General features: G+C 44.0%; 23 protein-coding genes and 2 pseudogenes. 5 read left to right on the forward strand and 20 right to left on the reverse strand.

Features of this window, described 5'->3' with window-relative positions:
• Positions 1 to 25: 25 nt before the first annotated feature.
• Positions 26 to 853 (reverse strand): electron transfer flavoprotein subunit beta/FixA family protein, encoded by an 828-nt coding sequence (locus CVD19_RS08385; protein WP_101581403.1) that lies wholly within the window; start codon positions 851 to 853, stop codon positions 26 to 28.
• Between the two features lie 397 nt (positions 854 to 1,250).
• On the opposite strand from CVD19_RS08385, the gene CVD19_RS08390 reads away from it, so the two are divergent.
• Positions 1,251 to 1,985: a ZIP family metal transporter gene (locus CVD19_RS08390; RefSeq protein ID WP_101581404.1), complete on the forward strand. Its 735-nt coding sequence runs from the start codon at positions 1,251 to 1,253 to the stop codon at positions 1,983 to 1,985.
• A gap of 90 nt (positions 1,986 to 2,075) precedes the next feature.
• Here CVD19_RS08390 and CVD19_RS08395 read toward each other — a convergent pair whose 3' ends face one another.
• Both CVD19_RS08395 and CVD19_RS08400 read right to left on the reverse strand, forming a co-directional pair.
• Complete coding sequence (locus CVD19_RS08395; protein WP_374702872.1) at positions 2,076 to 2,294, reverse strand: aspartyl-phosphate phosphatase Spo0E family protein; 219 nt, start codon at positions 2,292 to 2,294, stop codon at positions 2,076 to 2,078.
• 336 nt (positions 2,295 to 2,630) lie between these two features.
• On the reverse strand, positions 2,631 to 3,800 hold the full coding sequence (locus CVD19_RS08400; protein WP_180953551.1) for a pyridoxal phosphate-dependent aminotransferase: 1,170 nt from the start codon (positions 3,798 to 3,800) through the stop codon (positions 2,631 to 2,633).
• Between the two features lie 134 nt (positions 3,801 to 3,934).
• Between CVD19_RS08400 and CVD19_RS08405 the strand changes: the two genes are divergently transcribed.
• Positions 3,935 to 4,720, forward strand: coding sequence for a carbon-nitrogen family hydrolase (locus tag CVD19_RS08405; protein WP_101581405.1), 786 nt, complete (start codon positions 3,935 to 3,937; stop codon positions 4,718 to 4,720).
• A gap of 149 nt (positions 4,721 to 4,869) precedes the next feature.
• Here the strand turns inward: CVD19_RS08405 and CVD19_RS08410 are convergent, their stop codons facing one another.
• From CVD19_RS08410 to CVD19_RS08445, 8 genes and pseudogenes are all read right to left on the reverse strand, one after another.
• The gene (locus CVD19_RS08410; RefSeq protein ID WP_101581406.1) at positions 4,870 to 5,451 is read right to left on the reverse strand and encodes a DUF2087 domain-containing protein; all 582 of its coding nucleotides are present in this window, start codon (positions 5,449 to 5,451) and stop codon (positions 4,870 to 4,872) included.
• A 103-nt stretch (positions 5,452 to 5,554) separates the two neighbouring features.
• Positions 5,555 to 6,082 carry a methylated-DNA--[protein]-cysteine S-methyltransferase gene (locus CVD19_RS08415; RefSeq protein ID WP_101581407.1) on the reverse strand — a complete coding sequence of 176 codons (528 nt, stop codon included), beginning with the start codon at positions 6,080 to 6,082 and terminating at the stop codon, positions 5,555 to 5,557.
• A 15-nt stretch (positions 6,083 to 6,097) separates the two neighbouring features.
• The gene (locus tag CVD19_RS08420; RefSeq protein ID WP_257985061.1) at positions 6,098 to 6,973 is read right to left on the reverse strand and encodes an ATP-binding protein; all 876 of its coding nucleotides are present in this window, start codon (positions 6,971 to 6,973) and stop codon (positions 6,098 to 6,100) included.
• 35 nt (positions 6,974 to 7,008) lie between these two features.
• Positions 7,009 to 7,248 carry a hypothetical protein gene (locus CVD19_RS25385; protein WP_101581408.1) on the reverse strand — a complete coding sequence of 80 codons (240 nt, stop codon included), beginning with the start codon at positions 7,246 to 7,248 and terminating at the stop codon, positions 7,009 to 7,011.
• A 149-nt stretch (positions 7,249 to 7,397) separates the two neighbouring features.
• Positions 7,398 to 9,194, reverse strand: a complete 1,797-nt coding sequence (locus tag CVD19_RS08430; RefSeq protein ID WP_101581409.1) for a methyl-accepting chemotaxis protein — start codon at positions 9,192 to 9,194, stop codon at positions 7,398 to 7,400.
• Positions 9,195 to 9,417: 223 nt separating this feature from the next.
• Complete coding sequence (locus tag CVD19_RS08435) at positions 9,418 to 9,630, reverse strand: hypothetical protein (RefSeq protein WP_101581410.1); 213 nt, start codon at positions 9,628 to 9,630, stop codon at positions 9,418 to 9,420.
• Positions 9,631 to 9,870: 240 nt separating this feature from the next.
• Positions 9,871 to 10,874 (reverse strand): annotated as a pseudogene (locus CVD19_RS08440) (thiamine pyrophosphate-dependent enzyme); the annotation flags it as partial.
• 184 nt (positions 10,875 to 11,058) lie between these two features.
• Positions 11,059 to 11,300: pseudogene (locus tag CVD19_RS08445) on the reverse strand (4Fe-4S dicluster domain-containing protein); the annotation flags it as partial.
• Positions 11,301 to 11,568: 268 nt separating this feature from the next.
• On the opposite strand from CVD19_RS08445, the gene CVD19_RS08450 reads away from it, so the two are divergent.
• Both CVD19_RS08450 and CVD19_RS08455 read left to right on the forward strand, forming a co-directional pair.
• On the forward strand, positions 11,569 to 12,615 hold the full coding sequence (locus CVD19_RS08450) for an acyltransferase family protein (protein WP_101581411.1): 1,047 nt from the start codon (positions 11,569 to 11,571) through the stop codon (positions 12,613 to 12,615).
• Positions 12,616 to 12,740: 125 nt separating this feature from the next.
• Positions 12,741 to 14,501, forward strand: coding sequence for a B12-binding domain-containing radical SAM protein (locus CVD19_RS08455; RefSeq protein ID WP_101581412.1), 1,761 nt, complete (start codon positions 12,741 to 12,743; stop codon positions 14,499 to 14,501).
• Positions 14,502 to 14,521: 20 nt separating this feature from the next.
• Here CVD19_RS08455 and CVD19_RS24635 read toward each other — a convergent pair whose 3' ends face one another.
• The 3 genes from CVD19_RS24635 to CVD19_RS08460 form a co-directional block, all read right to left on the reverse strand.
• Positions 14,522 to 14,662, reverse strand: coding sequence for a hypothetical protein (locus CVD19_RS24635; protein WP_180953552.1), 141 nt, complete (start codon positions 14,660 to 14,662; stop codon positions 14,522 to 14,524).
• Positions 14,662 to 14,823, reverse strand: a complete 162-nt coding sequence (locus tag CVD19_RS24640) for a hypothetical protein (RefSeq protein ID WP_180953553.1) — start codon at positions 14,821 to 14,823, stop codon at positions 14,662 to 14,664. The genes CVD19_RS24635 and CVD19_RS24640 overlap by 1 nt, the downstream gene beginning before the upstream one ends.
• A gap of 135 nt (positions 14,824 to 14,958) precedes the next feature.
• Complete coding sequence (locus CVD19_RS08460) at positions 14,959 to 16,314, reverse strand: TrkH family potassium uptake protein (RefSeq protein WP_101581413.1); 1,356 nt, start codon at positions 16,312 to 16,314, stop codon at positions 14,959 to 14,961.
• A 214-nt stretch (positions 16,315 to 16,528) separates the two neighbouring features.
• On the opposite strand from CVD19_RS08460, the gene CVD19_RS08465 reads away from it, so the two are divergent.
• Positions 16,529 to 16,729: an alpha/beta-type small acid-soluble spore protein gene (locus CVD19_RS08465; protein ID WP_101581414.1), complete on the forward strand. Its 201-nt coding sequence runs from the start codon at positions 16,529 to 16,531 to the stop codon at positions 16,727 to 16,729.
• A gap of 28 nt (positions 16,730 to 16,757) precedes the next feature.
• On the opposite strand, the gene CVD19_RS08470 is transcribed toward CVD19_RS08465, so the two are convergent.
• The 6 genes from CVD19_RS08470 to CVD19_RS08495 form a co-directional block, all read right to left on the reverse strand.
• The gene (locus CVD19_RS08470) at positions 16,758 to 18,062 is read right to left on the reverse strand and encodes an anti-sigma factor domain-containing protein (RefSeq protein ID WP_101581415.1); all 1,305 of its coding nucleotides are present in this window, start codon (positions 18,060 to 18,062) and stop codon (positions 16,758 to 16,760) included.
• Positions 18,059 to 18,802, reverse strand: coding sequence for an RNA polymerase sigma factor SigI (sigI, locus tag CVD19_RS08475; protein ID WP_101581416.1), 744 nt, complete (start codon positions 18,800 to 18,802; stop codon positions 18,059 to 18,061). Before sigI ends, CVD19_RS08470 begins: the two co-directional genes overlap by 4 nt.
• Positions 18,803 to 19,016: 214 nt before the next feature.
• A complete protein-coding gene (locus CVD19_RS08480) occupies positions 19,017 to 20,561 on the reverse strand; it encodes an aldehyde dehydrogenase family protein (RefSeq protein WP_101581417.1) in 1,545 nt (514 codons plus the stop codon).
• An 18-nt stretch (positions 20,562 to 20,579) separates the two neighbouring features.
• Entirely contained in the window at positions 20,580 to 21,677 is a 1,098-nt protein-coding gene (locus tag CVD19_RS08485; RefSeq protein WP_101581418.1) for an SDR family oxidoreductase, read from the reverse strand.
• 177 nt (positions 21,678 to 21,854) lie between these two features.
• A complete protein-coding gene (locus tag CVD19_RS08490; RefSeq protein ID WP_101581419.1) occupies positions 21,855 to 22,421 on the reverse strand; it encodes a sugar O-acetyltransferase in 567 nt (188 codons plus the stop codon).
• Between the two features lie 101 nt (positions 22,422 to 22,522).
• Complete coding sequence (locus CVD19_RS08495) at positions 22,523 to 24,100, reverse strand: peptide chain release factor 3 (RefSeq protein ID WP_308314861.1); 1,578 nt, start codon at positions 24,098 to 24,100, stop codon at positions 22,523 to 22,525.
• Between the last annotated feature and the right edge of the window lie 53 nt (positions 24,101 to 24,153).

Consider the following 24,153-nt stretch of genomic DNA (forward strand, 5'->3'; position numbering starts at 1 on the left):
GGCAATCCCCCCTCTTTCCCTCGCTTTAAGAATTCGTCCTTGCGAAATTAAACAGATCTTTTTGCTCCATTAAAATGCTGAGCAGCTGCTCTACTTGTTGATCAGAAGTTCCTTCAAGCTTCTTGCCGCCCTCAGGCCTTGGAGGTGAAAACATTTTCCCTACGATGGTCGGTGATCCCTTGAGCCCCAGCTGGGTCCGGTCCACGTCTTCAAGGTCATTCACAGACCAGATGACAGGCTCATAGCGGGCGGCCTGTATCATGTTTGGAAGCGGTGCATATTCAATATCATTGATTTCTTTTTCAACTGTCAGCAGGCAGGGGAGTTCAGCCTGGATCAATTCGTAGCCGTTGATCTGTTTCCTCTTTATCAAAACCGATTTTTCAGTCTGGTTCACCTCGGAAACTTCGATCACGTTGGTGACAGGCGGGATATCGAGCCGCCTTGCAATGCCAGGTCCTACCTGGCCGGTATCACCATCAATCGCATGTTTGCCGCAGATGATTAAATCTACAGGCTCCTCCTTCGAAATTTTTTCAAGTGCCTTTGACAAAGCATAGCTTGTGGCCAGGGTATCGGCCCCCGCAAAAGCACGGTCTGAGATGAGGTAACCCCGGTCAGCGCCAATTTCAACACTTTTCTTGATCACTGCCACAGCCTGTGGAGGCCCCATGGATAATACAGAAATGGTGCCCCCTGTGATTTTCTTGATTTTGACGGCTTCCTGCACGGCATGGGCGTCATACGGATTCAATATTGCGGGAGCGCTGCGCCTGTCCAGGGTGTTTGTTTTCGGATTGATTTTGATGATTTTCGTGTCAGGCACTTGTTTGACACAAACTACTATGTGCATAACCCATTTCCCCTCCTATATGGAAAAATAAAAATTAAAGCGTTTACAAACTACAAAAAGTAAAATGCTATGTAGTACGATATATGAACCCCCCCACATGCATAGTACAAACAATTGAAAAAGCAATTAAAAGAAGTGATGGAAAAAGTCCTGGTGAGGATATGACCTTAAGAAGACGGAACGGTAAAAACGAGTATATACGATATATGAAGTACGTGGTGCCTGCTGCACAGTTAGACATTTTAGAATACTAACTACTTTTACTATAGTTAAAATTAAGATAAAAACTATGAGAAATGTCACACAATCATGGGTTTCTGAGTGTTTTTGTTTTTATGGAAAGACTGTCTGTTTCTATAATTGAAATATTATCAACAGAAAGGTCAGGGAAATTGCAATGAGTGAAGTCATATTTGGCAGTGTGCTTTCAGCTCTTTCCACCGGATTGGGGGCGCTGGTGATTCTTTTCATGGACCGGTCAGTCACACACCGCTGGCGGGATACACTGCTTGCTTTTACGGCGGGGATAATGATGGCAGCAGCTTTGCTGGGGCTAATACCCGAAGCATTGAACAATGGAGGATTCATTCAGCTGTCAATTGGAATCTTTCTTGGGGTATTTACATTAACTTTATTGGAGATGAACATTCCCCACATCGACCTGGAGCATTCAAAGCATAATATAAAATTTGACGAGAAGGCGATGCTCATCATTTCAGCCATCACGCTGCATAATATTCCCGAGGGATTATCTGTCGGGGTCAGTTATGCAACGAACCAGGCTGCCGAAACAGGAAATCTTATTGCATTTGCGATAGGGCTGCAAAACGCACCTGAAGGATTTTTGGTGGCATTATTTCTGTTCAATCAGCAAATCAATAGATTAAAGGCCTTCGTCATTGCAACCCTTACGGGCACAATTGAAATTATCACTGCGATGATAGGCTATTATTCCACTTCTTACGTAAAACTGCTTGTTCCGTATGGATTATCCTTTGCTGCAGGGGCCATGCTTTTTATCATTTATAAAGAATTGATCCCTGAAAGCCATGGCGATGGCAATGAACGCATTTCCACCTATTCATTTATCTTCGGCCTCTTGTTCATGATTTTATTAATAGAAATGTTCTAGCCACTGCCAGTCCTGCAGTAGGTTCTATTGGGACAATTCGCTGCAGACTTCTAGCAGCTAATACAGACCCCATAGCCTAGTCAAATTTGCTCAGGCAACGATGGCCAGCAATGTCCATAAACGAATCGCATAATTTTGTAATTGTTTATATGCAGCGGTTGAAGAAATCTGGTACTCATAAATCAGCTGGTCAAGCTCATGGCTGCACCTGATAGTCTCTTCGCTGGTAAAACCCGTTTTTTGAGCTAAATGTATCATTTTTTCTCTCTTTTTTTGGATTTCCTCCAACAAAGCTTGATCACTATGCACTATACTTCCCTCCTGCCGGAACAGAGTAAGCGCCTTGATCAGACTCTTGGGCCAGGCGCTGTTAAAAGACAAATATACGTCGGGGTCGTTAACCCTTTAATGAATTAAAAGTTTACGTGATGAATTATTACAAAACTTTCTATTAATGTAAATAGTTTCGCAAAATTAGACAAAACTTCTTCAAAAAAATATTTATTCGACACCTCAATATGATTTATTTCACCATAAAACGACATTTTTCCAACCAAAAGAAGCCCCGACAATAAAAGCATCAGGGCTTCACGCTTATTCTGAAATTTCTTTTTTTGTACACCTTACTTCGTCGTAATGGTGAAATTAAAATATATTTAACTGTTCCAGCCTGCTGACAGCTTCCTCAAGCCGCATTTCTGAAGTAAGCAGGCCTGCCCTGACATAGCCTTCACCGAAAGTGCCAAAGCCGATGCCGGGTGCTACCGCGATATGTGCTTTTTCCAGCAGATAGTCAGCAAATTCTGCTGAAGTGAAGGGCTCCGGCACTTTCAGCCATGCAAAGAAAGAGCCTTTTGGAGCAGCTACTTTCCAGCCAATTCTGTGAAGGCCGTTAATAAATGTATTTCTTCGTGTTTCGTATAAATCATTCAGTTCCCTGACACAGTCCTGAGGTCCGCTCAATGCTTCAGCCGCCGCCTCCTGTACAGCCCCAAACAGGCTGACATACAAGTGGTCCTGTAAAAGGTTGATCGCGGCAATCACGCTTTCATTACCGGCCGCAAAAGCAACTCTCCAGCCAGCCATATTATACGTTTTGGAAAGAGTATAAATTTCAATCCCTGTTTTCCTGGCACCTTCGGACTGAAGAAAGCTGGCCGGCTTCACGCCATCGAAACCGATCGCTCCGTAAGCAAAGTCGTGAACCACACAAACCTCATGTTGTTTCGCAACTTCGACAGTCTTGTCAAAAAAATCTTTGTTCGCGGTCGCACCTGTAGGATTATTGGGATAGTTCAGGAACATCAGCCTGGCTTCAGCTAAATTTTTTTGTGAAAGCATATCATAGTCAGGCAGAAAACCGTTCTGTTCCAAGAGAGGCATTGTGACCATTTTTGCTCTTGCCAGCTCTACGCCGGACCAATAATCAGGGTAGCCCGGGTCAGGCACGAGGACCACATCACCGGGATTCAGCAGGCATTGCGGGATTTCAACAAGGCCAGCCTTGCCTCCGAACAAAATCGCGATTTCTTTTTCTGGGTCCAGCTCTACCCCATACTCCCGCTGATAAAAACTGGCTGCTGCTTCTTTTAATGTTTTCATGCCACGGAATGGAGAATATTTATGGTTCGCCGGGTTTTCAGCCGCCTGCTTCAGACTGGCAACAATATGGCCCGGTGTCGGCTGGTCAGGATTACCCTGCCCAAGGTTAATGACATCGCAGCCCTGTTCAGTATATTTGCCCACTTTTTCCACCAAGGAGGCAAAAAAATGTTTTGGCAGGCTGTTCAACAGCTCCGCTTGTGAAAAGTGCATGATTTGGTACACCTGCTTTATCTATGTATTTTTAAAATGAAATTTAAATATTGCAAATCTAGTCACAAATGATATAACGTTATTATCAGATTGTAAAGAAAATATTTTCAGATTCCTTGAGGGCGGTGACCAAATTGAAACTAAAAATTGCGTGTCTGCAGATGGATATTGCCTTTGGACAGCCAGTCAAAAATTATGTGGCGGCAGAGGCCTTAATCAAAAAAGCCAGCGAGTCCAATCCCGATATTGTCGTGCTCCCGGAACTGTGGACGACGGGGTACGATTTAGCCAACCTTGGTGGTACTGCTGATGAAAATGCACAAGAAACAATTTCCTTTCTTGCTTCGGCAGCAAAAAAACACAATTTCCATATCGTTGGCGGCTCAGTGGCCAACAAGACAGAAAAAGGGATAGAGAATACACTGCTTGTTATTGACAAAGAAGCTTCCCCCGTCTCCCAGTATAGTAAATTGCATCTGTTCAAGCTGATGGATGAGCATTTATTTCTTTCCCCAGGCAGCGGGGATGGGATGTTTTCCCTTGAGGGCCGCCAGTTTGCAGGACTGATCTGTTATGATATCCGTTTTCCGGAGTGGGTACGGGCGCATGCCACGAAAGGAGCGGAAGCATTATTTATCGTTGCCGAGTGGCCTCTGCCCCGTCTTGCCCACTGGAGGGCGCTGTTGATGGCTCGGGCAATCGAAAACCAATGCTACATCGTCGCGTGCAACAGGGCCGGATCAGATCCAAATAACCAGTTTGCAGGACATTCAATCATTATTGACCCTTGGGGAGAGATTATCGCAGAAGCGGGCGGACAACCAGAAATTTTGCTGGCGGAAATCGACCTGGACAGAGTAGGCGAAGTAAGAAACACAATCCCGGTATTTGCCGACCGCAGGCCGGAGTTCTATGACTAAAAAGGGCCGGAATCCTCAAGGCTTCCGGCTGAAATAGTTTCGGAGAATAAATTCTGGCTATCCGGGAGTCGGGGCAGCCGGGAATAAACTGCATTATACGGGAGTAAACCAGGGATATCCGTGAATATAATAAGAACCGTGGTTCCGCCCTAAGGCCTTGCCCACATTTCTTCAGGGTTCAGCTCGTAAATCCCCTTTTCCCTGTACATATAATGATTAATGATGAACTCCCGCCTGATTGTCGCGTAATCTTCATGGAATTGTTTGATATACTCATTGAGTTCTTTTTCTTCGTATTTCCGGCCTTTCTTTAATCCCTTGAGCATATGTTCGAACACAAACAATTTTTTCTTCCTCTGGGCTGGAATAGTTTTTAATTTGCCATCAATTGTAAAGAAATTGTCCAACACCTTTTGCCTTTCTTTATTCTCCTCAATCATCGCTTCCAGTTCCCCTTCCTCTCTGTCAACGAGCATGCCCAAAGCCTTTGCCTGTTGCTTAATGACGGACACGTTCAGATGAAAATAAATGGTGTTTTTGTCCCGGCGCTCATAAATGACGTTATTGTCCCTCAATTTTTTAATATGATGCGAAATTGTCGGCGGGGTCAATCCGAGTTTCCCTGCTATCGCCTGGCCGTGGAGCGGGCCGCCAGCCAGCAGGGACACTATCCGGATTCTTGTTGGATCACCCATTGCCTTATGAAAATCTACGAGCCTGTTAAGCTGCATTAGCTCAACTCCTATCCAATGCTATGAATAACTAATTAGATATATATCAAATTACTAAAGCCATGTCAACCGCAAAAAAAAACACACTCCAGCATGAAGTGTATTAATCATCCATTCTATTCTGTTTAGCTGCCCATGGCTTAAAAGCAGCGCCTTCAAGACTAAGCAATATATCTTTGATTTCTGTCCTGTTCCCGGCATAGCCTGTCAGCGACCGATTCTTTCCGATCACCCGATGGCAAGGTATGATAATCGGCAATTTATTAGCCTTATTGGCCTGGCCAACAGCCCTTACAGCCCTGGGCCGTCCTGTTTGTACAGCAATATCCTGGTAGCTTTTTGTGTCGCCATACGGAATTTTTAGCAACTGGTTCCATACTTCAAGCTGAAATGGCGTGCCTTTTTGAGCAATCGGCAGATCGAAAGACTTTCTTTCCCCCAGAAAATAACCCTTTAATTGTTTAACACATTCTTTTAATAGGAGATCATCATCCTGCCTGGTGATCTGCTGTTGCCCCTCATGCTTCAGGAAGGCTCCTTCACCGAGGCGGATTGCCGATATCCTGCCAGCTTCCGCTACAATGAAAAGCTCGCCAGCCGCTGTTTCGATGCTGCTGTAAATTTGCGTCATGTTTGAATCCCCCGGTTATTTTAATGGTAAAAACACATGAAAAACCGTTCCAATCCCGACTCCGCTTTCAACCTCGATCTTACCATTATGTTCTTCAATGATTTTGAAGCTAACCATAAGGCCAAGCCCTGTGCCATGCTCTTTAGTGGTATAAAAAGGTTCGCCCAGTCTTTTCACTTTATCCTCCGGTATCCCGGATCCTTCATCCTGAATGGCGATATGGATTCTTCCGTCATCGGTCTTGTTGATCGAAATGGTGACAAATCCTCCTTTAGACATCACTTCGATTGCATTTTTTATGATATTTATGAATACTTTCTTCAGTTGATTTGGCTCACACCGCACAGAAGGCAAATCCGGTTCAAAGCAGGTCCTAAATTGGACATTATGAAGAACTGCCTGGGCCGTCAAAAAATCAGCTGTTTCCTTCATAATTTTCGAAATGTCGGTTTCAATAAATTTTAAGGCCTGTGGCTTGGCCATAATGAGAAATTCGTTAATAATCGAATCGATCCTTTGCAGTTCGGTCGAAATCACATGAAAATACATTGGGTTTTCTTTTCCCATATTGTTGGAGAGCAGCTGGATAAATCCCTTTAGGGCTGTCATTGGATTCCTGATTTCATGGGCAATCCCCGCCGCAAGCTGTCCCAATATGTTTAAAGTGTCTGACTTACGGAGCTGCTCCTCCATTTCCAGTTTTTCAGTGATGTTTTTAAAAACTGTCAAATTCAGTCCGTCCGCAATATTATGCTTAGTGGAAAATTCAAAATGCTTTTTTCGGTCCCCTGACACACAAACAACCATTTCACCGTTCAACTGTCCTTCCGAACGGAGAGTATCGTACTTTTCATTGAGGAGCTCTTCATCCACTCCAAGGCTATTCAACAATTCATGGAGTCCCTCTCCATTGCATGCGCCATTTTTCAGTTCCAGTTTTTTATTCCAGCCTGGTTGATATCAACAATGTTTCCTTCACTGTCCCACAGTATCATGCCTTCCAGGGCGCCTTCAAAAATTTTCTTCCAAATCCCCCGGTAAGCTGGAACATGCTCTGATTTATCAAAAGCTGACAATATTGCTTTTAATGAGCGGTTTTCCCGTTCCAAGGCAGCTATTCTTTCTTTTAAAGCCGCAATATCTGCATCCCTCGCAGTATCATCCACACAGGCAGCCTCCCCATAACATTTCATGTTTTCCTATCATTCTCTAAACGCCTATAATGAATGAATCAACTCTTATTATTATAACAATATAATCTTCTTGTTTTGAAGAAAAAAAATACCGTCAATAGACGGTATTGTAACGATGTTCATTAGGATATTTTAAATTTCTGGATCATTACGTTCAGCTGGTCGGCAAGCACTGACAGGCTCTCCGCACTTTCTGAAATTTCCTCCATTGCATGGTTTGTCTGGACGATGGAAGCGCTTGTCTGTTCAATTCCTGCTGCGGAATTCTCCGAGATGAAGGCAATCTTTTCAATTGATTTATCCATTGTGGCCGTACTTTCCGCAACCTGGGACAATCCTTTCGAAATCCCGGTTACTTTTTCCGCCATTAACGATACCGCCTGGTAAATCTCGTTGAACGTCTGCCCGGTGTTCTCAATATGGCGGGTTCCTTCTTCAACCTGGGTATAGCCATCCTGCAATGAAGTAGCGACGTTGTCAGACTCTGCCTGGATGCCAGAGACAATCTTTGTGATATCTGAAACAGAAAAAGATACCTGCTCGGCAAGCTTACGTACTTCATCGGCGACAACCGCAAACCCGCGCCCGTGTTCCCCGGCTCTTGCTGCTTCAATCGCGGCATTCAAAGCCAAAAGATTGGTCTGGCTGGCGATGTCATGGATCACCTGGACAAGCCGGGAAATTTGCTTTGTCTGGCCGTTCAAATCCTTGACTTTATCAACGGAGCTTCTCATGATTGCATTGATCCGGCCCATCTGCTGTTCGGATTCCTTCATTAGTGTGTCACCTTTGCGGGTCAGTTCAAGAACTCCATTTGAAGCGGACTGTATCGTCGAGCCATTATCACTTGCTGCCTTTACTTCCTGGATATATTTCTCCATATGGCGGGCAAGCCCGTTGGCAGACCCGGCCTGTTCCTCAGCTCCACTTGCCAATTCCTGCATGGTGGACGCAACCTGCTGGCTTGCTGCCCTCACATCGGCAGAAGCTTTGTTTAAGTCAACGCTTTTATTTGTGACTGAATGGGAAACAGCGGAAATTTCATGGATTATGCCCTGCAGATTTTCTTTCATCGAATTGATGGCCATGCTAAGATCTGCTATCTCATCTTTTCCGGAGTATTCAACAACTTCAGTGTTCAGATTACCGGCGGCAATCTCATTTGCCACCCTGACAATTTGATTCAGCTTCCTGGAAATAAGCCTTGCTATCTGCCATATGATAAATAAACCCAATACCGCGGAAACGAGAATGGACACTACAAGCACAACCAGAGATGTAATGAGGCTGGCGCTGGCCGAAGACACAGACTTTATTTGATCATTCTTTAACATATTTCGAAGTTCGTCGATTTGCTTGTTTGTCTCAACTATTAAATTATCAACTTTAAGTTTTCCAAGCCTGTATTCTCTTACACTTTGAGCCTTTACGCCAGGCTGGATTGTATCCTTGAAGATTTTCGTGATTTCTTCATCATTGTGGCCTATTTGTTCTAACATTTTTCTTGTGTCAGCTGTTTTCAAAGCCGGCTTTATTTCCTTTACCAGCCTGTCAATTTCTTTTGATGACTGGTCAAATACCTTTAAATGCTTTGGATTTGAATCTATTATGTAATTGCCTATGGTGCTTCCCTTTTCATGAAAAGCCGCCGCCACCTCCGTAATGTTAACGGATTGCTCACCGCTGTCTTTAACTGCATCAAGCTGGGTTTTCGCTATTGTCAGTAGAATGAATGTCAAAATGGTTGATGCAGTGAACAGGCCAATGGTCAGGATTAACACTGCCCCATACTTTTGTCCCAGTTTTAAATTCTGCCAGAATTTTGACCTGAAAAGGAAGGCTGCCAGCTTTTCCTGTTCCAATGCTGACTTTTTACTTCCCGCTTTTCTTTTTCTGTTAAAAAGTTTAATGCCTTGCACCTATTTTCCCCCTCCTTATGTATCAAAATTCTTACAAAACGAGCAATTTCGACACTTTACACTAATTATATAGTAACCTATTATTTTTTAGAAGGAAGATTTCCACTCTTTTTCCCTGATTTTCTTGGAATGCATGTTGAAAATATTTTAAGAAGGTTGAAATGAAAACAGGCAATACCACGTTTTGTGGTATTGCCTGTGATTCGCTATAGTCCCTGCTTATCTAAAGCTTTTGTTCTATGTCATCCAACATTTCGTCAATTGTATCGGAAATTTCATTTGTCCTTCTTGCGAGGGAGATGCTAAACTCCAGTAATTCCTTGTAGTTCTTGATTGGAATCATCGAATTGCTTTTCTCGAATTCATTAAGCTGTAAACCAAGGTCTTGCAGCAGCAGGATAGCTTCTTCCCATGATCCTTTTTCAATTCCGTACACTCTGTTTTCCCCCTTTTTCTATCTTTGTTATTATTATGGAGCAAATTACAAATATTTCAATTGGTAAAGTTTTCATGTAACCATTCCTGCTTAGTGGGCAAGTAATCCGTTGTTCTTTTAAAATATGCAAAAAGAAGCAAAACAATGCAGTTTTGCTTCTTTAAGTAACAATTTTTATAGATAAGGATTTTCATGTTTGGCTTTCAGGCGCTGCCATCTTTTTTCTACTTCTTCTTCAAATTCGGAGAGATCTTTATGATGGAATGCCTTGCCTTTCTGGGCCTTTCCGACAGTTGAAGTGCTGGTCATATGCCCCAACGGTGTTGAATAAGACATCCGCGATCCTGTGTTCATATAGCCCTCATTATCGTATTCGAGCATGATCAGCTTATGGTTTCGGAGCGCAGTGCCGATCGCCGAGCCCATGCCGCTATCCATACCGCCGTCACCAGTCACCATCACGAATGTCGCATCGCTTGAGACCTCGATTTCCCCCCGGTTTTTTAATTCCAGGAACGCTTCAACCGTTCCGGACAAAGTGGCCGCACCGTTCTGGAACAGGTTGTGGATCATCGTCTGTTTATGGGAGGAATACGGGTATGCAGTCGTCACCACATACGCACAGCCCGTTTGGAACAGGACTACGATATCCCCTTCTATCCCTTTAAAAAACATTTCCAGCCCGCCAAAAATCCCGCAACCCGGACAGGCGCCGTGTCCGGAAGCAATCCGTTTCGGCTTGGACGTGAGTGACCTCAGTGGCGGTAATTTAACCTTGAGCTTGTTTGTGTCCTGATCTATAGTCACCTGGACCAATCCCGATTATATACATCACCGTGCTGTGCTGTAATGACGGGTTTCACAATTTTTTCCCGATCCCCTGGCACATGGCCGAAGTAATCGAATGGCTTTTCAGCAAATCCTTTTTGCATTGCGTCGATTGCCATATTGAAGAATACATCAGCGTCGACCGCATAAAAATCCTTTCCGCCGAGTCCAAACACCCTGCTAAGGACAATGGTCCTGTTGTTTTTGTCCTCTTGAAGCGCAGATTTCACCTCATGGGTTAAATTTGGGCCGTGGCCGCCGTAGGAATCAGCCCGTTCACCAATCAACAGGGCTTTTACATTTGCAAGGGCTTCCCTGATTTCTTTTGCAGGGAATGGACGGATGATATTAGGGCTGATAACACCTGCTTTAATGCCGCGCTTCCTTAGCTTATCTGTGACATCCTTCGCAGATTCAGTCCCCGGCTTTTCATTAGATCCAAATATTGGGCAACTTCAGTACAGGGAGTAATCGGAAAATATCCCATGACATGATAATTAATCTATGCTGCCGCCATTGCCGCCATCTCATTTCCAGACTCAAAGGTTACCGTCTGCTCAGCCCCACTTATGGCTTGTGAATTATCTTCAATGATTGCCACTATAAGATCCCTCCTGTTACATAAGGAAAATTCTGTTTGACACGATGGACTTCCGCATAGCCGGACATTTCACGAAGATCGCTTAACGCTGTGGTCGGGCAGGCTTGAACACATTTTAGGCAGCCTTTGCAATATTGATAATCGATCCCTGTCAATACCATTTGCCTGCGGCCCCGTTTATCCTCAATTCATCCCAGACAAAGCAAAAATCCGGGCAGGCAGTATCACATGCTGCACAATTCGGTGTATTTCCTGAAGCACTTTACAAAATGGTCGATGTCGTCAGCGGTATCAAATAATTAACAAATATTACTAGGACACTTTTCTTTTTTGTCAATTAATTCTGCAGTTACAATTGTTTCTTTTATATAACAGTTATTAGAATTTATTGTTACAGATGGTTGGAAGGTCAGAAAATGTGTTAGTTTCCACTATATGCCCAGTTTGTTTCTTCAAAAGAAGGGTAAAACAAATTAGCATTTGTGGGGTCTATAAATCAGGGAGGAATTATGAAACAGCGAGATTACTATTTTGACAATGCCAAATTCATCTTGATTTTCTTTGTGGTATTTGGGCATCTGCTCCGGACATTTATAGAAGATAATGAAATGGTCTATACAGTGTACAAAGTAATTTATACTTTCCATATGCCCGCTTTTATATTTGTTTCCGGTTTTTTTGCACGGTGCTTCAATAAAAAAGGGTATATCATGAAAATAGCAAAGAAACTGATATTGCCGTATTTGATCTTTCAAATCATTTATTCAATTTACTATTATTTTCTGTATGACAAGCAGAGCTTGGCGGTCGACCCACTGGATCCGCAATGGTCGCTCTGGTTTTTACTAAGCCTGTTCTTCTGGAATATCATGCTGATTGGCTTTTCGAGGCTGAACGCGGCGACAGGAATAATGGTGGCCCTTGCATTGGGACTGGGAATTGGTTTTTGTGGCTGGGCTTCAAACTATTTAAGCCTGTCCAGGACATTTGTGTTTTTCCCTCTGTTTCTGCTCGGGTTTCATTTAAAAAAGGAACATGTGAGGATGTTTACGAAGCCTTCTTTCAAATTCGTGGCATTCTTGTCTTTTTTAATTGTATTTGCTGGCTTTTATCTGTATCCGGATTTTAATTACAAATGGCTGCTCGGTTCTAAACCCTATGCCAAGCTGGAGGCTGCAGCGCTGTCAGGCATGTTAATACGGCTTGGATACTATCTGCTATGTACCCTTATGGTGTTCAGCTTTTTGGCTTTCGTTCCAAAGAAACAATATTTTTTTACCAGCCTTGGGAAGAACACGCTGTATGTATATTTGCTTCATGGATTCATTGTAAAGACATTCCAGCAGAGCTCCGTTAAGGAATATTTTGACAAACCAGAAACTTTCCTGATGCTTGCAGGTATTTCACTGCTGCTGACCATCATTCTTTCCAGCAGGTTTGCAACTGTGGTAGCCCAGCCCCTGATTGAATTGGAGCTTTCCAAATTTAAAATATATATTTACCGTTTGGCAGCCATCTTCAAAATCTACCGACAAAAGATTTTGAGCGGGATGTAACAACAAGCAGGTTCATTTCTCCACTGAAATGAACCTGTTTTTTCGTGTTAACTTCCGCTTTGCCTGATAATGCGATATAATTATATGTTGTTTTAAGTATGCCCCTCTTAAAAGGAGTTTTATTAATGAATATTATATGCGCTACACTTAATGCGAAGTATATCCACACAAACATTGCAATCCGGTATTTGAAGGCTTATGCGCAGCCTGAGTATGCTGTCCAGTTGGCAGAGTATACGATCAAGGATCCGACAATCAATATTGTCACAGACCTGATCCAGAAAAAGCCGGACGTAATCGGGTTTAGTTGCTACATATGGAATATTGAAGAGACAATCAAAGTAATCAAAATGATCAAAAAGATTGATCCAGCCATCGAGATTGTTGCCGGCGGTCCTGAAGTCACTTATGACGTAACCGATTGGATGAACAGTGTGGCTGAATTCGATTTTATCGTCATTGGCGAAGGGGAAAAAACGTTTAAACAGTTGCTCGCGCAAATTGAGGGTGCCCGAAGGTTTGAGGATGTGCCAGGGGTTGCCTTCAGGAAAAATGGCACAGTGAAAATCACGCCTCAGCAAAATAAACTGGACTTAAAGGAACTGCCATCACCATTCCGGTTTGCGGAGGATATTCCGCATTTTTCAAAACGGGTCGTCTATGTGGAAACTAGCCGCGGCTGCCCATTCAGCTGCCAGTTCTGCCTTTCTTCCATCGAGGTCGGAGTGCGGTATTTTGACCGGGAAAAAATTAAGGACGATATCCGCTACTTAATGGCGAATGGTGCGAAGACGATCAAGTTTGTAGACAGGACATTCAATATCAGCAGGAGCTACGCGATGGAAATGTTTCAATTCTTGATAGATGAGCATCTGCCAGGAACCATTTTCCAGTTTGAAATCACTGCTGATATCATGAGGCCTGAGGTCATCGAATTTTTAAATACCAACGCTCCAGCCGGCCTCTTCCGGTTTGAAATCGGGGTGCAATCAACCAATGATTACACAAACGAGCTGGTTATGCGAAAACAAAATTTCGAAAAGCTTAAAAGAACGGTGACAATGGTTAAAGATGGAGGAAAAATCGACCAGCATCTCGACTTGATTGCCGGCCTTCCCGAAGAAGATTACAGTTCCTTCAAAAAGACGTTCAACGATGTATTTGCGATGAGGCCGGAGGAACTGCAGCTAGGCTTTTTGAAAATGCTGAGAGGGACCGGACTGCGGCTCAGGGCTGATCAGCATAACTATGTTTTTATGGATCATTCACCATACGAAATCCTTGGCAATAACGTACTGCCCTTTGCTGACATTGTCCGGATCAAGCAGGTTGAGGATGTTCTTGAAAAATACTGGAATGCGCATCGGATGGACCGGACCATTGAATATTTGGTGACCAACTTATTCCCAACTCCATTTGATTTTTTCCAGGAATTTGGGGCGTACTGGGAAAAGCAGGGCTGGTCCAGGATTGGCCATCAGCTCGAGGATTTATTTAAGCGGCTGTACCAATTTTTACAGGACTCAAATTTAGAAAATCTTGCGATGATTGAAAGCCTGATGAAATATGACTATTTATCAAGCCAAAGATATAAACCAAGAAAACCATGGTGGGAAACGCGCCTTGATAAACAACAGCGGTCTATCATATACCGCAAAATTTTGGATAACCCGGAAGTTTTCGGAATGGATTTCAAGGGATTGAAGCTGCAGGAGAAAGAACTGTATAAACATACCTTATTGGATGAGCTTGCCTTTGACCCGGGAATGGATTTCGGGGTGGGTACTTCTAATAAACATCCTGCGCTCATGCTTGTTTATTTTGACCCTAATGAAAAATTGCCCACGGTGTTTTCTTGTCCTAAAAAAGAATTGGAGCCGGCCTGACAGCCGGCTTCTATCTATTTTCAGTGCCTTCGTTTGTCCGCTTTGGCTGGCTTTCCTGAAAAAGGAGTTTCATACAGCTTGCTTGCGTTCATATCCCCAAATTCCACGCCAAATTCTACATTATCAGGCTTTTGGGTCCCCTTTCCCTTCTTCTCTTTCATTACGATCTACCCTCTCGGCCGTGCTTGGAATTTCTGTTTGCACCTTTCATCGGGTTATCTCCCCCTGCAAACTCAGGAGTAAATTCTGTCTCCTGTATATTCTTCGTCGGAGTCTTTGTGTATTTCTCAACAGCATTTACTTCAGCTTTCCGTTTTGCCATTTTATTAACACCTCCACCATCCTTTATGTTTTGCTTTCAGGCATCATTTATGTAAAAGCCGCGTTTCCTAATTTTTCAATGATTTATCTTATGATCAAGGACAAAAAATAATTAAAAGTGGCTATCAAGGATGTGTTATCCGATGATGACCCGTTCCTTCGGATAATGGTAATCAGGATCTTTCTCTTTCCCGCCAATGAACAGCAGGAATGAAATCACGCCGATTCTGCCGATAAACATGACGAGAATAATCACAATTTGTCCCACCGGGGTGAGATCTCCCGTAATTCCAAGCGATAAGCCCGTTGTTCCAAACGCAGATGACACCTCAAATATGATGGCCAATAAACTGTGATCTTCTGTTATGCATAAAATGAGCACTGCGACAAAACAAATCACCAGGCTCATCATTGTTACAGCAAAAGATTTGATCACGTCCTCTTCCATGATCTCCCTTTTAAATACCTTGATGTCCCTGTCTCCATGGGCATAATGGTAAAGAAACAGAAGATTGATCGCGAAGGTGGTCGTGCGGATGCCACCGCCCACGGAGCTGGGAGAAGCTCCTATAAACATAAGCACGGACATGAACAGCAGCGTTGGCGCAGAAAATTGATTTAAATCCATCGTGGCAAGCCCACCGCTCCTGGTTGTGGAAGACTGGAAGAAGGAGTAAAAGAAAGCCTCATGCCACGTTTTACCAGAAAAGAAATGTTTAAATTCAAGCAAATAAATCATCAATGACCCGCCAACAAGCAATCCCAAAAACGTTACGCTCGTCAATTTCGTAAACAAGGAAAAACGGAATCTGACCTTTTTTTTCCTGCTGGACAGAAATTCCTTTGTTTCGATTAACACAGGAAACCCGATCGCACCAAGCGTCAGCAAAACGATGTTGATGATCTGTACGAAATAGTCATTCGCATATGGAATCAAAGACGAACCTGTGATATCAAAGCCGCCATTTGTTGTGGCACTGACAGAAGCGAAGAGCCCGTGTATCACAGCATCCTGCCAGCTGGGGGAATCTTTGAGAAAATGGATGCCCAGTAGTATAGCACCAATCGCTTCAATGCAGAACAGAATCAATAACACTTGCTTCAGCAAACTAACCAGGCCAGATAAATTGGTCTGGTTCTGGTCTGTCATAATCAATCGGCGTTCTTTTAAGCCGATCTTTTTCCTGAAGATTAACCAGAAAAAAGTTCCCAGCGCCATGATGCCAATTCCGCCAAATTGCATGACAAACATAAGTATGAAAATCCCGGCGGTGCTGAATGTGTCACGAAAACTAACCGTTGCCAGCCCTGTCACGGTCACCACACTCGCAGATGTAAACAAGGCATCAAAAAACGGCAGTTCCACCCCGGGTTTGAGAGCCACCGGCAAGCTTAATAAAACCGTTGAAAGGGATACTGCCAAAAAATAAAATAATACGATCATCTGGGCAGGAGTAAGTTTGTTCAGTTTTAATCTGGCCTTTCGCCACATAAGCATTTTCCTTTCAGCTGATTCAAAATATTGTTTACAAATCGCCATTTTCGAGTTTATCACTAACAAGAGGATACCCGAACAGCAACTCAATAAACATAGGTTCCCTACGACAATAGGGGATAATCTTTACCACTCATGATATTTTCAAAAATGACCAAGCTACTAATACAGAGAATTTTTCTCTGTAAAAAGCAGCAAGGAGTTGACCAGAATGGCCGGAAGTTCACGTAAGTTACTCGTGCCTGGAGTCGAACAGTTTTTAAATGAAGTGAAATATGAAATCGCCCAGGAGTTTGGGGTAACATTAGGAGCTGCCACAGTATCCCGCGCAAATGGTTCTGTGGGCGGAGAGATTACAAAAAGGCTCGTCGCGCAGGCTCAATCGGAGCTCGCAGGCAGCTTTCCTGAATAAAACTGAATAACCATGGAAAAAGTCCGGATTATTTTCCGGACTTTTCACGTGCATTTCCCTTATTTAGTAAGCCATCGTAGGGTCGTTTTAAATCTCCGGGAATGATTTGTTCAAGCTGTAGTTCGTCCGTCTGTATCTTAATCTGCAGGCGGACATCTCCTTGCTCCCTGATTAAATTCCCAGGCAGCTGCGGGATTGTTGTTTCCTCAGGTATTTTAATCACCTGTGGGATTGTGGCTTCTATCTTAATTTCCTCTGGTATCTTTATATCGTCCGGTAAGTGTATGTCCACCGGTTTTTTTATTTCAACCGGAATCTTCCCATCAACAGGAATTTTTCCCGCTTGAGGGGACTTGTTGTTCCCCGGCTCCTTATTCCCGGGAACGGCTGCACCAACAGGAGGTTTAACTGTGATTGACGGTTTTGGTTGATCATTATTTTTTGTATCTTTAAATGGTTTTTCGTCCTTTTGGGTCAGTTTCCCCGCTTCGGTGTTTGAATCCTTTTGCTTTGGCACCTCCGTCGCAGGGTGAACAGAAACTGACTGCTTGTGTGTACTGTCAGGCTGTTTGGAAGGTGTGCCGCCAGATTTATCATTTATTGTTTCACCGCGATCGGCCTGGTAAGTTTCCTTCTGCTTATTGTCAGTCTTTAAACTGTCTTTATTATTTTGCGATTGTCTGTCGATATACTTACCGGTAGTCAATCCCTGTTTTTGTGCGGATTCACGCTGTTCATTTGAGCCACGGATAACGGTGACACTCAGGCTCGTCGCGGTTGCAGCCTTCTTGAGCCCGTTTATTTGTGCACTTAGCCTTTTATCTATGCTGTCCTTGCTTTGGCCCGCGTACACTGTTGCAATGACTATTTCCCTGTTTGTTTTAAAGTAGCCTTGTTTTTTCATTTCCGTGAGGATTGCCTCCCCAACGACAACCGCATCCTGCTTTTCCCAATTATCAAGCCCGGCAATAATTGATTTTCCCTCTTCATTATAGCCTCTCAGGGTCACAACCTGTAAATCCTGATTCATAGCTATTTCAATGCTGGGATTAACATCAATGGACATATAAGCATATACCTTGCTGCTCGGGTAAAAGGGCAAAAGGGCGGCAAAGACCAATATCAGAGCCAGTGCAAAAGAAGCCAGCGCCTTCACTCGAAATGAGTTGAATAAAGGAAATGTCCTGCCTGCTTTAGTTTCTAACGGAAAAAAGTGAATTTCTTCACCAATACTGTATGCTTGTTGAAGCTTTCGGGCGCGCATAAATTCGCCGTCAGGGGTCAACAGTGTTATATAAAGATCACTGATTTCAAGGATAATCCCTTTTCTCATGTGTCTAACACCCCTTTTATATAATCCTTTAAGTAAATAAAATCCCCGCTTAATATAAGCGAAATAGCTATTATGTATTTTCTGTTTCTCTCTAATGTTTTTCTGCTGACGTGTACGGTATCTTCAAGCTGTTTGAGGGGCAGGCGCTTTTTCTCGATCAGCAGATTTCTCAATTCATCATTTTCTGTGAGCACTTTGGCAACCACCATCGCATTTTTTCTCGCATCCGCATGCTTCGGTGACTGTTCAACAAGGTCGGAAAAAGAAAGGTCAAAATCCTGGAGCAGTTTTTGAAAATGAATGATCTCGTCCCTGCGCTTTTCTTCATCCGACTTCTTTTTGTAATCCTCCATTGACAGGTCATCTTCTATCGTGGACCTCGCTGCATCTTCATCTGATGCGTCTCCATGGTTCAGGCTAAGGCTCTGGTTCCTTGAGTGCCGGCGGATGTAATCAATTACGCGCCGTTTTATCAAAACCTCTGCAAAACTGAGCAGGGAATGGCCTTTATCTGCGGCATACTTGTCGATTGCTTCATTAAAAGCTATAAGGCCAATGCTAAACTCATCGTCGGATTCATGGATATATCTTTTGCAAACAGATGAAACGGACTTTGCGATGAATGGTTTATATGAATCTATGAGAGTGTCCCGCAGCTCATTGTCCCCCTGCTGGATCAGCATCACGGTATCTTCCAGTTTATTTTTTCGTTTTTTCGCCATAAACAATAAACTTAGCATCCGCCTCACCTCTTTCTTCACAAATTATATCATACAAGTCAATGTGTTTTTAGAGAGGTGAACGATGCACTTTTTACATTACATTGGTACGGAAATGAAGCATGGGGTATGGGGGTTTGGCATAAATAAAAATTGAAAGGCCCCAGCCAGGTGCCCGACTGGGGCCTTGGTGAATCGACACGAAGCATCTGCCGCCATGTGCTATTCCGGTCTTTCAGCTTTTTTTCAGCAATGCCAAATAGTTTTTCGCGAACGAAATCCAATTTCTGTTTTGCTGAAAGTAGCTTTTAAACAATTGTAAAAACAACGGATATTTACCCTTATAAGGATACCAATGGATTTCTGACTTCAGTAGCCCACGGTCCTCCACGACAGCTTTTTCATGGCAAAATATCCGCAATCCCGCTTCCCCATGATACCTGCCGATCCCGCTTTGCTTTGCCCCGCCGAACGGAAGCCCATGATTGGCAATCGACACAATGACATCATTGATGACAACCGCACCGGATACCAGGCTTGATGCGACTCGGCGGGCTTTGTCCATATCCCTCGACCAGACGCTCGCATTTAATCCATAAACCGTATCATTGGCGAGTTCTATGGCTTCCTGTTCTGAGTCAAATGGAATGACAGGCAACAAAGGCCCGAATGTTTCCTCCTGGATAATGTCCATATTGTGGTCAACATTGCTGACAACGGTAGGCGGCAAAAACATTCCGTCTTTCCACTGGTCTGGAGGGCTGCCTGTTTCAAGGACTGCCCCTTTTCGAAGGGCCTCCTCAAGCTGGGCTTTCACGATATCTTTCTGTGCTGGAAAAGTCATTGAACCGACGTCAGCATCCTGCCCGGCCCCTTGCTTCAGTGATTGAACCTCTTTTACCAACAGCTTGAGGAACTGTTCGTACACAGGCCTTTCAACATACAGCCTCTCAGCACTCATGCACACCTGGCCGCTGTTTGTGAACGCCCCCCAGGCCGCACCCTTCGCAGCCCTTTCAAGGTTGGCATCCTTAAAAATAATCATCGGGTCCTTGCCGCCAAGCTCCAGTGTAGTCGGGATTAAATCTTTGGCAGCCTGTTCCTGAATGATTTTGCCGGTCCGTACCGACCCGGTAAAAAAGATATAATCGGGCTTGCCTTTTGTAAATGCAGCACCGACGTCTTTCCCGCCATGTGCCACCTGAACGGTTCCTTCAGGGAAACCTGCCTTCCTGAAAAGGTCCTCAATGAATTTTCCAACGAGGGGAGTCACCTCCGACGGCTTCAGGATGACAGAATTGCCCCCGGCCAGTGCGCTGATCATTGGCACCAACGCCAACTGGAGCGGATAATTCCATGGGGAAATGATGAGCACCACCCCCCTTGGCATATATTCAACGAAAGATTTTTTGCCAATGAGTAAAAGAGGCGTCTTTGCTTTTTGCCTTCCAAGTATTTTCCCGGCGTGCCTGATGATATGGTCGATGCCATCAATAGTCGGCATAATGTCGGCCACAACCGCTTCAGTCAACACTTTGCCTGTGTCTTCGGAAATGGTGCGGGCGATTTCATCCATATTTCGGACCATTTCATTTTTTAGGTTCTTTAAATAAGAAAGCCTTTCAGCGATGGATATTTCTTTCCATTTCCCAAAAGCGGTTCGTGCTTTTTTATAATAAACAGGCACTTCATGGATTGGCGTTTCATCCATCTCAGCCAATACTTTTCCGGTTGCAGGCGCAATGACTCTCAGCCGTCCGGCCTGCTCAACTGAATGCATCTTCATTCACCCTTTCTGTTACTCTATTTTAATCTGGTAATTAGGTTCATGCTTATTTTTTAAATAAAAATCGGCCATCGGCTTCACTCCGTCTTTAAAATCAGGACACTTGATGCCTGAGCCCTTTAAGTCATCCTGGGCATGGGAACAATCGAAAAACCCAAGCCATGTAAAGTATTCAAGCGCTTCTTTTTCGACACCGAGATACCTTCTCAGTGCACTTAATTGCAGGCCGGCCTTTGCCACACCAAGGGGGATGGTTCCTTTAGGCCTCTTTTTTGTCAGCTCTTGCATGATCATCTCATAAAGGTCGGTCACTTTATATGGGTTTGGGTCGGTAAGATGATACGTTTTCCCCTCACCCTTATCATTAAACGATAAATAAGCAGTTGCTTCAATAATATAATCTACAGGCACGAGGTTTATTACAGCATCACTCTTGCCGAGCCGCGGCAGGAAAGGCATAAAACGCAGGCGGTCAATGAAATTCATGATAAAGTATGGACCGTCAAATTTAATTGTTTCACCCGTTTTTGAATGGCCTTTTACAATGCCTGGACGGATGATGGTAACAGGGATATAATTTTTAATCGAGTCTACTAAAACCTCAGCCTCGTATTTTGTTTCTTCATAAAAATTTTTGAATGCGGGCGGCCTGGCCAATTCGTCTTCATACAGCCTGCCCTCTCTTCTTCCTGCGACATAGGCAGTGCTGAAATACGTATATCTTATAAGCTGTTTTAGCCCTCTTACCCATTGATTGACATTATTGGTTCCGCTTACATTTACAAAATAGGCGGTATCCTTCGGAACAGCCAGGTCATAAATGGCAGCCAAATGAAATACATGTGTCACCGCAGACTGCAAATGGGCGTTCAACTGAGATGCAATCCCCAATCCTTGTTTTGATATATCTCCTTCAACAATTTCGAACGAATCCGGTTCCATCGAAAAATCCTTAATGATCGCATTTTTTTCCACCCGGGCGCTTGCAGCCATTTTGGGGAGCACGAGTGCATAAACCTTGCCCTGTCCATCATTTTGTTTCAAAACTTGCCTAATGAGCTGGTTACAAATAAAGCCAGGAAACCCGGTGAAGAAGTATCCATTTTCCATCATTCTCCTCCTTCAAAATTAATTAGCTTTATTTTAACGATAACTTTTCTCAATGGTCAAGAATCAGGCTGATAATTCTGAATTCTTTTATTTTCACAAAAATTAGATCTCTCCCAAAACCGGAAGAGGTGAGAAACGCCATATTTAAGTGGGTTTCGTTAGCTGGATCCTTCTAATCTACATATCTATCCTTTTAATGATTCGGGCAGGATTGCCTCCTGCTACAACACCATCGGGAACATCTTTGGTGACTACAGCGCCCGAAGCGATTACCGTATTATTACCGATTGTTACTCCCGGGTTGATGACAGCACGTCCGCCAATCCAGACATTATCCCCTATCATCACCGGTTTCCCAAATTCCGGCCCGGCGATCCGCTCATACGGATTTAAAGGATGTGCCGCAGTATAAATATGCACGCCTGGTGCAATGAAGCAATTGTGCCCAATCCTGACCTCGCATACATCTAAAATAACACAATCAAAATTGGCATAAAAATTTTCGCCGACATGAATATTGTACCCGTAGTCGCAGCGGAAGGCAGGCTCAATGAATAAGCTTTTTCCTGTTGAACCAAACAGTTCCTTCAAAATCGCGGTGCGCTCCTCGTACTCGGTTTCAAGGGTCTCATTATATAAACGAGTTAGTTTTCTGGCGCGTTCCCTTTCCCTTATCAAGTCTTGATCTGAGGCCAGGTACATCTCGCCTGATATCATCTTTTGTTTCTCCGATTTGGACACCATTATTTTTGGCTCGCTTTCGTTTCTTTCATTATAACGTTAAGCACAAGTTTTTGACTGTTTTATCATATAAGAAGCTGGCGGTTCAGCCAGCTTCTAACATATTATTGTGAGACATCCATTGGATTATATAGCTTGATGTCCGGGTTCTTTTCCTGGAACCATCTGAGTGCGAAATCATTCTCGAAAAGGAAAGCTTTCTTTTCATACCTGTCATTGACAAGCAGGCTTCGTGAACTGGACAGATTTTCGTCAATCTGTTCGTTCTCGACCCAGCGGGCGATTTTCGACCCTAGCCTTTCCATGATTACTTCAACATTGTATTCGTTCCGCATCCGGTGCTCAAATACCTCGAATTGAAGCTGCCCGACAGCCCCAAGAAGGTATTCTTCCGTTTTCACGGTTTTGAACAGCTGGATCGCGCCTTCCTGGACGAGCTGCTGGATCCCTTTATGGAAATGCTTCTGCTTCATGACATTCTTCGCCGTGACCCTTACAAACAGTTCAGGCGTAAATTGCGGCAGCCGCTCATACAGAAAAGTATCCTTCCCTGACACAAGCGTGTCACCAATCTGGTACGTTCCCGGGTCATATAACCCGATAATGTCTCCTGATACTGCTTCATCGACCGTACTCCTGTCATCAGCCATAAATTGGGTCGATTGTGCAAGCTTCATTGGTTTTCCGGTGCGGCTTAAGCTTACGGTCATTCCCCTGTCAAACTTGCCGGAACAAATCCTTAAGAATGCAATCCTGTCGCGGTGGGCGGGATTCATATTTGCCTGTATCTTAAAAATGAACCCCGAAAATTCCTCGGACAGCGGGTCTATGTTACCCGCTGAAGAATTCCTTGGCTGCGGAGAAGGAGCAAATTGCAAATATGATTCCAGGAATGTCTGAACACCGAAATTGGTAAGAGCGCTCCCAAAAAAGACAGGTGTTAAATCACCTTCCCGCACTCTTTCAGCAGAAAATTGATTTCCTGCTTCGTTCAGCAGCATGATTTCCTCAAGAGTTTGTTCGTAAAGCGGTGAATCCTTGAGCGGATGCGCACCAACAATTTCACCATCTTCATCCAAACGGACGAACCGGTCGCCGTCTTCTACACGGAACTGTTCAATCCGGTTATGGAAGCGGTCATAAATCCCCAAAAACTCTTTCCCCATGCCGATCGGCCAATTCATCGGATACGATTCTATCCCTAAGACCTCTTCAAGCTCCGCAAGAAGCTCCAGCGGTGTTTTACCTTGGCGGTCAAGCTTGTTCATGAATGTAAAAATCGGGATACCCCTCATCCGGCAAACCTTGAACAGTTTAAGTGTCTGCTCCTCAATCCCTTTCGCTGAATCAATGATCATCACGGCACTGTCGACAGCCGTCAATGTCCGGTAAGTGTCCTCACTGAAATCCTGGTGCCCGGGCGTATCGAGAATATTTACCCGAAACCCTTCATAATCGAATTGCATGACACTTGACGTTACAGAAATCCCGCGTTGCTTTTCGATTTCCATCCAGTCGCTTGTCGCAAATTTCCCGGTTTTTTTCGCTTTTACCGTCCCGGCATCCCGGATCGCTCCCCCGAATAGCAGGAGTTTTTCTGTCAGTGTCGTTTTTCCCGCGTCAGGGTGGGAGATAATCGCAAATGTTCTCCTCGATAAAACCTCATCTTTTAAACTTTTCATCATGTTGTATATTTCCTTTCTGTGCACAGGCGAATTTCCTCATAACTTCAATC

It is taken from the genome of Bacillus sp. T33-2, assembly GCF_002860205.1.
Taxonomy (GTDB): domain Bacteria; phylum Bacillota; class Bacilli; order Bacillales; family Cytobacillaceae; genus T33-2.